The 13,801-nt window shown below is 39.0% G+C and carries 13 protein-coding genes; 2 read left to right on the top strand and 11 right to left on the bottom strand.

What is annotated here, in order from left to right:
* Positions 1–36 precede the first annotated feature (36 nt).
* The 6 genes from ACULLH_RS06180 to rsgA all read right to left on the bottom strand — a co-directional run bounded on the left by ACULLH_RS06180 (position 37) and on the right by rsgA (position 7,694).
* Positions 37–363, bottom strand: a complete 327-nt coding sequence (locus ACULLH_RS06180) for a nucleotide pyrophosphohydrolase (RefSeq protein WP_454087850.1) — start codon at positions 361–363, stop codon at positions 37–39.
* 36 nt (positions 364–399) lie between these two features.
* The gene (locus ACULLH_RS06175; protein ID WP_454087849.1) at positions 400–2,361 is read right to left on the bottom strand and encodes a DUF3857 domain-containing protein; all 1,962 of its coding nucleotides are present in this window, start codon (positions 2,359–2,361) and stop codon (positions 400–402) included.
* A 2-nt stretch (positions 2,362–2,363) separates the two neighbouring features.
* Positions 2,364–4,307 carry a transglutaminase gene (locus ACULLH_RS06170; protein WP_454087848.1) on the bottom strand — a complete coding sequence of 648 codons (1,944 nt, stop codon included), beginning with the start codon at positions 4,305–4,307 and terminating at the stop codon, positions 2,364–2,366.
* The gene (locus ACULLH_RS06165) at positions 4,300–6,210 is read right to left on the bottom strand and encodes a DUF3857 domain-containing protein (RefSeq protein WP_454087847.1); all 1,911 of its coding nucleotides are present in this window, start codon (positions 6,208–6,210) and stop codon (positions 4,300–4,302) included. The genes ACULLH_RS06170 and ACULLH_RS06165 overlap by 8 nt, the downstream gene beginning before the upstream one ends.
* Positions 6,211–6,290: 80 nt before the next feature.
* On the bottom strand, positions 6,291–6,743 hold the full coding sequence (gene dtd, locus ACULLH_RS06160; protein ID WP_454087846.1) for a D-aminoacyl-tRNA deacylase: 453 nt from the start codon (positions 6,741–6,743) through the stop codon (positions 6,291–6,293).
* A complete protein-coding gene (rsgA, locus tag ACULLH_RS06155) occupies positions 6,744–7,694 on the bottom strand; it encodes a ribosome small subunit-dependent GTPase A (protein WP_454087845.1) in 951 nt (316 codons plus the stop codon).
* Positions 7,695–7,789: 95 nt separating this feature from the next.
* On the opposite strand from rsgA, the gene ACULLH_RS06150 reads away from it, so the two are divergent.
* Entirely contained in the window at positions 7,790–8,230 is a 441-nt protein-coding gene (locus ACULLH_RS06150) for a hypothetical protein (protein WP_454087844.1), read from the top strand.
* Between the two features lie 116 nt (positions 8,231–8,346).
* Complete coding sequence (locus tag ACULLH_RS06145) at positions 8,347–8,787, top strand: hypothetical protein (protein ID WP_454087843.1); 441 nt, start codon at positions 8,347–8,349, stop codon at positions 8,785–8,787.
* 59 nt (positions 8,788–8,846) lie between these two features.
* On the opposite strand, the gene ACULLH_RS06140 is transcribed toward ACULLH_RS06145, so the two are convergent.
* The 5 genes from ACULLH_RS06140 to ACULLH_RS06120 all read right to left on the bottom strand — a co-directional run bounded on the left by ACULLH_RS06140 (position 8,847) and on the right by ACULLH_RS06120 (position 13,571).
* Positions 8,847–9,521, bottom strand: a complete 675-nt coding sequence (locus ACULLH_RS06140; RefSeq protein ID WP_454087842.1) for a head GIN domain-containing protein — start codon at positions 9,519–9,521, stop codon at positions 8,847–8,849.
* 127 nt (positions 9,522–9,648) lie between these two features.
* Positions 9,649–10,731, bottom strand: coding sequence for a chorismate mutase (locus ACULLH_RS06135; RefSeq protein ID WP_454087841.1), 1,083 nt, complete (start codon positions 10,729–10,731; stop codon positions 9,649–9,651).
* A gap of 8 nt (positions 10,732–10,739) precedes the next feature.
* Entirely contained in the window at positions 10,740–11,600 is an 861-nt protein-coding gene (locus ACULLH_RS06130) for a prephenate dehydrogenase (protein ID WP_454087840.1), read from the bottom strand.
* 1 nt (position 11,601) lies between these two features.
* The gene (locus ACULLH_RS06125; RefSeq protein WP_454087839.1) at positions 11,602–12,744 is read right to left on the bottom strand and encodes a pyridoxal phosphate-dependent aminotransferase; all 1,143 of its coding nucleotides are present in this window, start codon (positions 12,742–12,744) and stop codon (positions 11,602–11,604) included.
* Entirely contained in the window at positions 12,741–13,571 is an 831-nt protein-coding gene (locus ACULLH_RS06120) for a prephenate dehydratase (protein ID WP_454087838.1), read from the bottom strand. The genes ACULLH_RS06125 and ACULLH_RS06120 overlap by 4 nt, the downstream gene beginning before the upstream one ends.
* Positions 13,572–13,801: the final 230 nt, after the last annotated feature.

Below are 13,801 nucleotides of genomic sequence, written 5' to 3'. Positions count from 1 at the left end.
AAAAAACCGAATTATCAAGCTGTGATGTAATGCTTTTTATTTGAGTTTTTCGTTATTCTGGTGACGATCGTGATCTCGTTTTGTTTTTATCTCCAACTTTTTGTCAAAGGCCTCCTGCAATTCTACTCCGGTCTGGTTGGCCAGGCATAATACCACAAAAAGCACATCGGCCAATTCTTCGCCCAAATCTTTGGTCTTATCCGACTCTTTTTCGCTCTGTTCCCCGTACCGTCTTGCAATAATTCGTGCCACCTCTCCCACTTCTTCAGTAAGCTGCGCCATATTGGTAAGCTCATTAAAATAGCGCACCCCATGGTTTTTAATCCATTCGTCAACTGCTTTTTGGGCGTTTTGGATGTTCATGTCAAAATATGTGTTGATTAAGACTAATGTCCAAAATTATGCTTTCTCAAGAACAATGAAAGATTTATTTTGGATATCAACAGCTTCCGTAAAAAAAGCTTTTATGATATGATAGGCTTCACTTTTGAATTGGACAGCATTTATACCGAGCTTAAAAAAAACATTTACCTTACCAAAACTCTCATTACTCTCAAATCTTAAATATCCCGAATCTTGTGGCAGTTTTAGATTTGTTTTTTCAGGCAAATTCTTAATCTTATAACCGTCCGGTATTGCCATAGAAAGTCGATATTCATAACTTCTGGGATAGCCAAAATCAATCGGATAACTTCTTTCATCAGAAACAAAAGGGTTTTTTTTGAAGAATTTCGTCAAAAAAGGATTCATATAAATGGCGTTGTCCCTTAGAATATTTTCCATTTCAAATTCGAATTGCTCCATCATTTTCGTTTCACCGGAAAGCTCTTTTTCTACACTATAGGATTTTATATAAAGATCATCTCCAAAACCTCCTTCAATTTCACGCAAATATTCCTCCCTATCCTTTTTGTCTATTTTCTTGCGTTGTCTTACGCTTTCATATCCCTCACTAAAAAGGTCAAATTTTCCGAAAGCAATCCCTTCTGCTTTATCAAATGACATTGTCGCCCGTATTGACCTTCTATTTCCTTGTTCAGGTGCAATATTATACCAATAGCTTTTCCTTTCGAAGTCCATTACACGGCCATAATGATTGAGACATCTGAATGGTATCATTCCAAAAGGCTGCATTTTATCTGTTGCGTCCAACAAATAATCTTGGTCGTTAATCCTGGCAATTGCCATGATATAATTGAAATCGCCCATTACAGGGTGACCAAGCTTTGGCAATCCATTCTTTCTTGTACTAGACAACATCATATTGGTCTCTATGCCTGCAGCGTTCAGCAAATTTATCAGGACCATATTAATTTCAGCAACATTGCCCCTTTGTTCATCAAAGGCTTTTTTCACGTTATTATGATGCCATAGTCCATATCCTCCATTCCATGTAAAGTGGTTTTGGACGAATTTATAAATGTTCTTCGCTTTTTCTAAAGGGTCGGAACCCTTCAATAGTTCGTTGGGTACTTTTCTTTCAAAGAAATTCTTTTTTCTTAGCTGATGTCCAACATCTTTGTCATCTTTAAACTCTTTGTCGACATCTTCCCAAGATTTGGTATACTTTGTTTTACTACCCGTAAAATCGATATATTCTGACAGTTCAAATTCCAGTTTGGAACGATAGTTATTTCCCGATAACATATAATCTTCTGATTCTTTGAACGCAGGAACATCTTTCATAGCATACCTCAAAGTTTCACAATCTGATGGACGCCTAGCTATTGGAACACGAAAACAACCCTTTTTGACATTGGATTCATTTATGTCCAACTTTAAATTACCAATAAGAGATCTGTTATACACCCAATTACCAGGAATTTCGGCATAGTATTCTGTATATATCTTGGGAATATTCGATTGAAATTTCCAGCCAGTCAGGTTGAAAAAAAATGGCGATTCGATTTCGTAGCTATATTCTAGTATAGAGCCAACTTCCACTTTTGGGAAAGTGAATTTTCTAATTGATCCGCGAGCACTTATTTCTTCATCAAAAATCTGGTCCTCATCTACAGGTATTTTCTCTTCATTGTTATGGGTGAAAGCCCATATTTTCAAACTTTTTTCGCCAGTACTGGCATTACGATAATAAGGTATTTCTACGGTAGCATGTTCAAAACCTTCTTTTCTTAAAATTTTGATCTTTGCATGATACTTGGTTATGAGCCTTATTTTGTTATATCTAACTTCAAAAAAATTAGCTCCTTTCTCATAAAGATAGATGGCATTGGCCGTAGTATCTCTTTCATATTGGGTGAAGCTTTTTTCAGTTGTTGTAAGCTTCCCAAACTCATGTTCTTCTTGTGAAAAAAGGATTTGGCATATGCCAAAAACGAATATCGCTATTGTCCTTTTCATCTTTATATTTTCGAAAGAACCACCTTTTCTGTTTCTTTTTCTACGATTTGGCGGTAAAACTCTTTTAAGAAATCATAAAATTGAGCTGGAACAACAGCCGTATTTGAACTTAAAGAAGCTCTTAGGCTTATGGTTTTGTCCGTTGCCGACACCAAGTATTTGAAGGAGCCTACATTCTCCGGCAGTGATATTGCCATGGATTCCGGCACAGATTCTACCTTATAACCTTCAGGAATCTTAATATTGATCATATACTTGTCTTCCCATGGAAATCCGTAGTCAACTGGGTATTCCCTTTTTTCCGCTTTAAATGGGTTTTCCATGGTGCAGAGATGGAACATCGGTGAAAAATACAGTTTTCCAGAGATGGTCTCTACGGCATCTTCTTTGAAAAGAGTATAATCTTGAACAATCGGTTTCTCCAAATCAACATTATTTTTCAAATGGTAGTCAGATATTTCAATATCTCCTTGTTCCTGTTCCATTTCTTCCAAAAAAGACTCTTCTGTACCCTGGTTGTAGGAATTCCTAAATAGGTAAGCATTGTTTTCCGTGTATTGCTGTCTCATCTTCGCGTCTATAGAGCCATCTTCATTTAAATCAACATTCATCATCACCATATCCACCGATTTTTTTCTGGGCATAAGATCCATTATTTCCGAGTTGCCATTTTCTGAAACCATTCGGCCAAGCCAATTCAGGCTTCGGGTTGGAAGCACATCCATAGTGCTGTATGCATTTGTTGCGTCCAAAAGGTGGTATTCTGTACCTATTTTGGCAGCAGCGATAACATAGTTGTATCCTTGAAGTGTTGGAAACAACGGAACCCCATGATCCCTTGTACTTATCAAAACCGGATGTGCCTTTACTCCTGCATGCTTGAGCATTGAAACCAACATCAAGTTTATGTCGGCGCTATTGCCAGTTCCATCTTTATAGGCTTTTCTTGTGCCTTCATAGACAGCATAACCACGATAGGTGTTCCATTTTACTTTTTGTTTTACAAACTCCAATACTTTTTTAATTCTTGCCTCTTCCCCATTGATTCCCTGTAAAGCCGCGTCCAGGTCTGCTCTGAAATAACTGCTTTTGTTCAGCTCTCCACCAAAAGATTCGCTTTTATAGATGGTCTTTACCACATTGTCCCATGTTTTGGAATATGTCCTGTAGGTACTTCCTGGAATTTCCAAAGAGACGATTTCAAATTTTACCCCTGAACGGTAGTTCCTAATATTGGAAACAAAATTTTCCTTTTTCATTGCCGGTATATGTTCCAAATCGAAACTTGTGGTCGTTACCTCCAAATTTAGGTTAGTGTCTCTTTTTGATTCAACTTTAGGTACTAGGGGAAGGAACCCTTTTTGGCGCTGTCTAAATTTGAAATATTCCAAGATTCGCATGCTAGCCTCTATCTTTTTAATAGGAATGGCATCTTGAAAGACAAATTCATCAATACTTTGAACATAAGGTGATCTGATCTTATAACTAAACTCCACGACAGAGCCCGATTTAACATTGGGCATGGTAAATTTGACCTGAGTCCTGTACTTGGTTTTTTTAGTTTCAAAAATGCCATCTTTCCCTAGTTTTGATTCAACTACATCATCTCCCTCCAAAGAATAAGTGTATCCTTTTATCGAGATAGCTTTTTCGCCTGAACCTCCACCGTCATATAAATCGATGGTTTCAGTAGCAAAGTGAAAACCTTCCGTGCTATAGATTTTTATCCTTTTGTGGATCTCTGTAATGAGCAGAAGACCTTCACCTTTAGAATACCTATAAAAAGAGTTTCTCTTTATGTATAGATATGCAGCGGGAGCCGAAGAGTCCTTCGCATATAATTTTTCCGATAATTCTTCTTTGGAAACCTTTCCAAATTTGTAATTCTGTGCATTTAACTGAAATCCTATGGTGAACAATAGGATATATATTAGTTTTTTATTCATTGGTATGGTTTGATATGATAAGTTTTAGGTTGTCGTTCTTTGCGACAAACCTTCTAAAGGTTCTATAGGTATTGTATTCTTCTTTTGGATAATCGCCCTTTAAAACAAGAAGCCTTCTTTTGTATAAAAGTGCATGCTCCCCTTGCTTTACAATTTCCATTTCATAAGTGCCAAATTTTGTCTCTTTGAGAACTTTAGGTGGAAGCTCTCCTATGGTATACCCTTCCGGCAATTGTATGGTGGATATATCCTCATCCAAAAAACCTCTTTGTATCCTAAACGGTAATTTTCTGCTTCGGTATCGGTTAGGCACATAGCTGTTATTGTTGAATGCATTCACCGGGATAATCAGGTCTTTTCCACTTTTGGAAGCATATTCCTTAGCTTCAATCTGCACTTTTTCCGAAAAAACCACATGGTCCCTATCGTTTTTAAATCCATATTCCTTTATGTCCAAACCATTTATATTGGACCAAAAGTCCCTGTAATGCATTATAATCTTCTCCTTGGATCTTTTCGGGACGTTGAATCGATTATCATATCGTACCCCTTTGGTTGTGATATTCACCTCCCCTTTTATGGAACCGTCCTCAGCAATCTGGTAGCTCGATTCCATTCTTTGCAGATTTTCATCATTGACATAGGCCGTAGTCTTGACAATTTCACCTCCTTCGGGCTTTACCACCAAGACCTTTCTATCGTCAGTAAAATCTCCAATAAAACCGAATGGATGCACTTGGGACGTACAATCTATCCAATAGTACTGACCCTTGTATGGAATGGTCAAAATTGCATGGTTTCCTTGTAGTAGATCCGCAAAATCTTCGTCGAAGTCCACTTTGGTGTCCCCAGCTTGAACCACAACATAATAAGACTCTACTCCGACTGCTTCTAAAAGGGCTTTGGTATAGTTGGAAAGCCCCTTACAATCTCCATATTTTACCTCATCCACTTCAATGGCACTGATGGGTTGAAACCCTCCTATCCCAATCTGAACACTTATGTACCGCGTATTATCTTGTACATATTGGTATATAATTTTTGCCTTTTCGAGATTATCATCAACCCCTTGGACCAACATTTTTGCCTTTTGAATTGTTCCTTCTTCCAATTGGGTCCTACCCGACAACAGATTTTTATCAATCCATAGCCCCATTTCCTTCCAGTTATCCACGTTTGCATCATAGCCCTTATAATGAAACTTGGGAAGACGCACCGATAATTTTGCGCAAAAAGTATCAAATGGAGGACTGAGACTTTCCCCTTTTAAGGCCGGAATATTATTTGACGTATATACGATCTGTCCACTACCCTCTTCCTTTTGAAAGGTGATTCCCGAAAGATTGTTCTCAATCACAACCGGTTTCAGGTCCTCCTGTGCATACGATACGGCATAACGACTTTTTTCTACAGACGTTCCATAGCCTGGAGTAAAGTACCATTGTGGTAAAATCCCCGTGTCCGAAGTCTCAATGTCATATTTAAACTCTACGGTATATGGGTATTCTACAGGGACATATTGATAGTACAGCAATCTATCATCCAAATACAAGGAGAAGCCATCAACCGCTGCGATGTCCCTAAAATCCTTGCGCTTGATGTGTTCAATTTCGTTTCCTTCAGCATCATAGACAAATGCCTCTATCTTTTTGATTTTTTTCTCTTTATCATAAAACGCCCTAGTTCTGACCCGGTTATCGCCTTGTTTGTTAAGCACAGTAAAAACCTCGTTTACCGAATAGGTCATTTTATTCACCGCCTCAATTTGAATGTCCATTGCATCCACCCTGGCGACAACATTGGCATTTTTAAGGAGCTCAGGGGATATTTCAGAGAATTTGAATTTTTGGGAAAATGAAAAGCAGGAAATTAATCCGAAGAATAAAAAGGTAAGAATTCGCATTTAGATTGGTAGGTTGGTTTATATAATGCTAAAATGCCAATTTTCCCACAAAAAATGAAAATTATTTCGATTAAAACCTGTTATTCCCTGTTCTTAGTGTCCATGAAAATGGTCACAGGGCCATCATTGAGCAGGTCAACTTTCATATCAGTCCCAAAGATTCCTGTCCCCACTTTTCTTCCTAAATCTTGTTCAATTTGATGGACAAGGTCCTCATACAAGGGAATTGCCACTTCGGGCTTTGATGCTTTAATGTAAGACGGCCGATTTCCTTTTTTGGTCTGGGCATGCAAGGTAAATTGGCTTACCACAATAATATCCCCTTCCATATCCAACACGGAAAGATTCATAACGTCTTGGTCATCATTGAAGATTCTTAAGTTGACAATCTTTTTTGATAGCCAGGTTATATCTTCTTTGTTATCGGCATCCTCAATCCCCAATAAAACCAATAATCCAGCACCTATTTTAGAGGTTATCTTTCCTTCTACGGTGACACTTGCCTTTGAAACACGCTGAATTACCGCTCTCATCTAACGCTCTTTATAAATATCAATTCTGTAATTATCCTCTTCCCCAGTAAGCATCTGCACATAGCTACGATATCGGCTCCAAGAAACCTCGTTGTTCTCCAAAGCCTCTTTTATCGCACATTTGGGCTCATCCAAATGCAAACAATTATTGAATTTGCATTCCGGCTTTAGTTTAAAAAACTCTGGAAAGTAATCACCGATCTCATCCTCGTCCATGTCCACAATACCAAATCCTTTTATTCCAGGGGTATCAACAATACGTGCATCAAACGAAAGGTCATACATCTCAGCAAAAGTCGTGGTATGCTGGCCTTGAAGATGTTGTTGGGATATTTCTGCCGTCTTAAGCTTCAATCCCGGCTCCAACGCATTGACCAAAGTGGATTTTCCAACGCCTGAATGGCCAGCAAACATGCTGGTTTTTCCAAGCATCAATTCCCTTACCTGTTCAACGTTGTTTCCTTCTTTTGCGGCAATTTCGAGACAGTTGTAACCTATTTCTCGATACAACTGTACCAAATAATCAACTTCTACCATTTGATCCCCATCATACACATCCATTTTATTGAAGAGCAGCACCACTGGAATATCGTAGGCTTCAGCTGTAACCAAAAAACGATCTATAAAACTGGTAAAAGTCGGTGGATTGTTCAACGTGACCAATAAAAACACTTGGTCCAGATTGGAAGCTATGATATGGGTTTGCTTCGACAGTTTCACAGATTTTCGGACGATATAGTTCTTTCTATCCTTTATCGCTGAAATTACTGCTACGGTTTCGTCGCCCACTTTCTCCAAATCAAAAACAACTTCATCCCCAACTGCAATGGGGTTGGTACTTTTGATACCTTTTATGCGGAACTTTCCCTTTATTCGACATTCATAAAAACTACCGTCTTCCGCCTTCACGGTGTACCAGCTTCCAGTAGATTTATAAACAGTTCCTTGCATTATTTGTTAAAATTTTTATTGCAAAGAAACAATAATCCTGTGATTGGCACGTATATTGTTTAGTATAGTCACAACCACAAAAAATCTCAATCATTATGAAAAAAATGTTTTTTATCGCAGTAATCGCCCTGACTGCAACAATTGAAATGAATGCTCAACAATTTAAGGTTATCACCAGTGTTGAGTCCATTGTACCAAATGGCCTTGGACGTTCCAGAATTGTAAACGCTTTGGAAGACAAGGATTATAGAGAGTACACCAGTGTGCAGACCGATGAGGATAACACAAGAAACAAGTCAAAACGTGGGGAGATCCGTGTAAAGAACTTTGAAGAAACCAAATTATTGAACTTCTATAACCTAGGAGGTATTCGTTTCCAAAACATAGCTGCCAATGACGCGTTACTTACTTCCATGATCAATGATATGGTTGCCAATGGCTGGGAACTGGCCTTTGTAACAAGTGCAGTCGAAAGTGAAGGCGGAAAAGGCGATGGAAAAGGTATTTTTATCACTAGATATATCTTCAAAAAATAAAATACTAACGTTTTATTTTTAAGAAGCCCTTTAAAAAATTAAAGGGCTTTTTTTATTCCCAAATGCAACCTTTTAATTTTTCTTCTTGTCTTTCTGATACTTTAAAGAAAATAATCATGAAGAAATTTTTATTAGTTGCAAGTTTGACGCTGACCATGGGTTTTGGTCTAAGTGCGCAAGAGTATAAGGTAATCACGAGTGTAGAATCCATTGTCCCAAATGGACTAGGCAGATCGCGAATCATCAACGCATTGGAAGACAAGGATTATCGTGAATATACCAGTGTGCAAACTGAGGACGACAATACCCGGAACAAATCGAAACGGGGAAAGATCAGGGTAAAGAATTTTGAAGAGACCAAATTGTTGAACTTTTTCAATATTGGTGGTATCCGTTTTCAGAACATAGCTGCCAACGATGCCATGTTATCATCAATGATCAACGATATGGTAGCCAACGGTTGGGAACTAGCTTTTGTGAGTAGTGCTGTGGAAAGTGACGGTGGGGAAGGTGATGGCCAAGGGATTTTTATTACCCGATATATCTTCAGAAAATAATCATCAATAAAAATAAAAGCCCCTTCAAATGAAGGGGCTTTTCATTAATCAACTTCTTCTTAATCCACCATATACACCCTTCCCCCAATGAAAGTATTCTTGTATACTTTTTTGGGCTTTCCATAGACATGCACATCTCCTCCTGCCTTTACATTTATATCCACCACCTCGGAAGCAAATACATCAGCCTCGCCTCCAGCCGATATTTTAATATCAGTGGTCGCAGTGCGCAAATCTTTACCGTCGAAAATTCCACCTGTGTTGATTACAATACTTTGATTTTTAGCTAATCCGGTCGCTCGAATGATACCTCCGGTAACGGCCCTTACATCAGCGTACTCCACATCCATCCCAATACGAATAACGGCCCCTTCTTGAGCACGCAGTTCTATCTTATTTTTCTTTACCAGTTCATTACAGGTAATTTTAGCCCCTTCATTGCCATCTATTACATCCAAATTGGTATAAAAGACTTCTATCAAGGTATCTTCTCCCAAGAATTTCCTATCCAACTTCATACGAAGCTTCAATACCCCATCCTTGTTCATCCAAATAATGTCATCAACATTTCTTCCCTTGATTACAATCCGATCTTCATCCGATTGTATCAGGTTCACTTCTATCAAATCGAAAACCTTGATTTTACTGAATTCCCCAACTTCTGTATCTATTATTCGTTGAGAAAAAATAGCAGTGGTAAAGCACAAAAGACCTAGTGTAAAAAGTTTTTTCATAGTAGTGTTATTTTATCAATATAGAGATAGGCCAATTGGCGGACTGTTACAGTTTAAAATAAAAAAAACCATTTAGAGCAGAAAATTATCCTGTCCTAAATGGTTGAATACCACTAAAAATCAAGAACTATTTGTTGATGACCTTTTCTTGGTGGTTGATGGATTCCTGGTGAATTGCCTTGAACATACGCAAAACAAATTCCTCGCTAAGCCCTCTTTGTTCCCCTTCCAATATCATATTGCCCAAAATGGCGTTCCATCTGTTGGACTGAAGCACGGCCACATTTCTGTTCTTTTTAAGCTTTCCTATCTCATCTGAAATTTTCATTCTCTTGCCCATGGTATCGATCAATTGGTTATCTATAACATCAATTTGGGCCCTGAGGTTGCTCAATTTACTATTGTATTCAGCTTCCTCATCGGTTTCCTTACGTATGCGCAAATCTCTCATAATCTGAACAAGGGTTTTTGGTGTTACCTGCTGAGCAGCGTCACTCCACGCATTATCCGGGTCATGATGTGTCTCTATCATTAGACCATCAAAATTCAGGTCCAATGCTGTTTGTGATACATCAAAGATCATGTCCCTTTTCCCGGTAATGTGGCTTGGATCATTTATGATGGGTAAATCTGGAAATTTAGACTGCAATTCAATGGCCATTTGCCATTCGGGAATGTTTCGGTATTTGGTTTTTTCATAGGTTGAAAAACCTCTATGGATGACCCCCAATTTCTTAATGTTCGCTGTATGCAATCTCTCAACGGCACCCAACCATAATGAAAGATCGGGGTTTACCGGATTCTTGATCAAAACAATCTTGTCAGTTCCCTCCAAAGCATCGGCTATTTCTTGCACAATGAATGGACTTACCGTAGAACGGGCTCCAATCCAAAGTAGATCCACATCATGTTCCAATGCCAGATCTACATGGGCTCTGTTGGCTACCTCCGTCGCCGTCTTTAATCCAGTTTCTTCTTTGACCTTTTGCAACCACTTTAATCCGATGGCCCCTACTCCTTCAAAGTTACCTGGACGCGTACGAGGTTTCCAGATTCCTGCGCGATAGTAGTTTACATCCGTATCTTTTAGATCATGTGCAATCTTAAGCACCTGATCTTCCGTTTCAGCACTACATGGACCGGCTATTACCAAAGGATGTGGTAATTCCATATCGTCCAGCCATTTTCTCATTTCCTTGTTGTTCTCCATCTTCTTTTTTACTTTTTTGTAAGTGGTATTCCTTTTAATATTTGTTTGATTCTATTTGTATTACTCATTTCATTGTGAACGTTCTCAAAATCGTTGTCGACAATCAATTGCTTGAAGGTTTCCAGGTTTTGAATGTATTCTTCCAGAGTCTCGATTACGTTCTCCTTATTCTGTTCAAAAATCGGAGTCCACATGTCCGGGGAGCTTTTTGCCAACCTCACTGTACTCTCAAATCCACTGCCCGCCATGTCAAAAATATCACGCTCATTTTTTTCTTTTTCAATAACAGTCTTTCCCAACATAAATGAGCTGATATGTGATAAATGGGATACATAGGCTATATGTTTATCATGCGCTTCCGGATTCATATAACGGATACGCATTTTTAGCTTTTGAAAGGTTTCCAATGCCCTTTCCTGAAGCTTAAAAGCTGTTTTTTCCACCTCACAAATAATGTTGGTCTTGCCTTCATACAGACCGCAAATAGCAGCGGAAGGACCTGAGAATTCGGTTCCCGCAATCGGGTGACAAGCCATAAAATTTCTTCGCTTTGGATGGTCCGTTACCGCATCGCAGATGAGTTTTTTTGTTGACCCGGCGTCCATTACAACTGTATCATCACCGACAGCATCCAAGATTTTGGGTAATTCTACCACAAGTGCATCAACCGGAATGGTAACAAAAACCATTTCGGAATCCGATAGGTCATCATATGTCCCCTTTTGATCAATAAATCCAAGGGTCAAGGCCTCATCCAAGTTTTCCCCACTGGCATCTATTCCAACAATATTGGAATCGGGATGCAATGACTTAATGTCCTTCGCAAACGAACCTCCTATCAATCCAACTCCTATGACAGCAATATTCATATCAAAATCTATCAATGGCTTCTTTAATTTTTTCTTCTTTCACACAAAGTGAAAATCGAATATACCCTTCTCCATTACTCCCGAAAATGGTTCCAGGGGCGATGAAAATGTTCTTGTCCAACAGCACACCATCAATGAACTCCTCGGACGAAGCAGATCCTTCCGGTAGCTTGCACCATACAAACATGCCCACTGCATCTTTTGAATACTCACAACCCAGTTTTTCGACCAGTTGGAACATCAATGCTCTCCTCCTAGTGTAGACCTTATCAAGTTCTTCAAACCATTCTGCCCCACTTTGTAATGCTGCGATAGCTCCTTTTTGGATTCCATAGAACATTCCAGAATCCATATTGCTCTTAACTTTGAGCACGGCATTGATGTGTTCGCTGCTTCCCAAAACCATGCCTACTCTCCACCCAGCCATGTTAAACGTTTTACTTAAGCTGTTCAGCTCAAGGGTACAGTTTTTGGCACCTTCAATGGACAAAATGCTAATAGGGTTGTCGGAAAGCACAAAGCTGTACGGGTTATCGTTCACCAGCAAAATCTCATTTGTGTTGGCAAAGTCCACCAATGCTTTAAGTTGCTCAATACTGGCGGTCGCTCCGGTGGGCATATGTGGATAACTCACCCACATTACCTTGGTTTTGGACAAATCTTGCTCAGTAAGCGCCTCCAAATCGGGAAACCATCCATTTTCTGCCTTTAAATCATATGTTTTCGGAACAGCTCCCACCAATTTGGTCACTGATGCATAGGTGGGATATCCCGGATTGGGCAAGAGCACCTCATCACCTTCATTTAAAAAGGCCATACTAATATGCATAATCCCCTCCTTGGAACCCATTAACGGCAGTATTTCAGTGGAAGGATCCACATCCACACCAAATTTCATCTGATAGAAATCGGCTATTGCCCCGCGAAGTTCCGGCAGTCCTTGATAACTTTGGTACTGATGCGCGCCATTATCTGTAATGGCAGCTTTCAACGTTTCCAAAACCTTTGGTGAGGGAGCTAAATCAGGGCTTCCAATCCCCATGTTGATAATGGGTTTACCCTCATTTATCATACCCCTAACCTCTCTTAACTTTCTAGAGAAGTAGTATTCCTGAACTGTATTTAGCCGTTCAGCTGTTATCATGGCAATAATGCGTTTTTATATTCTCCCAACACCCTAAAATCTTCCGACATAATTTCCAACAGAGACTTTGCCTTGGCAAAGTAGTCATAGGTTTCAAATGTGACGTCAACAAAAAAGGCGTACTTCCAAGGTGTCTCAATCACTGGTAGGGATTGAATTTTGGTAAGATTCAAATTACAATCACTCATAACGTTGAGTACGGTAGCCAAACTACCTCTTTTGTGGTCGGTTATAAATCTTAACGATGCCTTGTTAATCTCTTCCTTGGGCAAAACCTTATTTTGCCTTTTAAGGACAATAAATCTTGTGGCATTGTTCTTTATCGTCTGGATTTCAGAAGCAATAATATCCAAATTGTATAATTCTGCCGCGACTTTTGGAGCAACGGCAGCAATATTGGTTAATTGACCTTCTTTTATACGTTTGGCTGTTTCAGCAGTATCAACGCTCTCAACTAACTTAATTTCAGGATATTGCTTAAAAAACTCCTTACATTGTAACAGCGCCATGGGATGGGAATGTACTTCCTCGATGTCTTCAATGTTAGTTCCCGGTAAAACCATCAAATTATGGTGGATACTTAAGTAATGCTCCCCGATAATATGGATGTTGTTATGGTAAACCAGGTTGTAATTGGGAATAATGGAGCCCGCGATCGAGTTTTCAATGGCCATAATACCCTTATCCGCGGTACCATTACACAAATGGTTGATCATGGCATCAAACGAGAGGCATTCCACCAAATCAATGTCGTTTCCGAAAAAATCGTTTGCAACCTGATGATGGTTAGATCCCTTAATTCCTTGAATGGCTATTTTTAAATCCATGGCAAAAAAAAATCCCGATTTACATCGGGACTTTACATCTTTTTTATACTTAGTGTATATCTAGAACAGTCCCGTGCCTCCCTTAAAAAAGAAGTAGAAATAAAAACCGTTCCAGAAATACGTCTTTGTCATTTTGTCAAAATCTTGGGCTAAGATAGGTATTCAATTGAAAAACAAAAGACAAACCCAAAATTTTTTCGATTTTTAGCGAAATTGTTCAATTTGTTACA

The organism is Flagellimonas sp. 2504JD4-2 (assembly GCF_053642935.1).
Note: the sequence above shows the minus strand (reverse complement) of the source record. Positions and strands in the feature narration are given on the sequence as shown.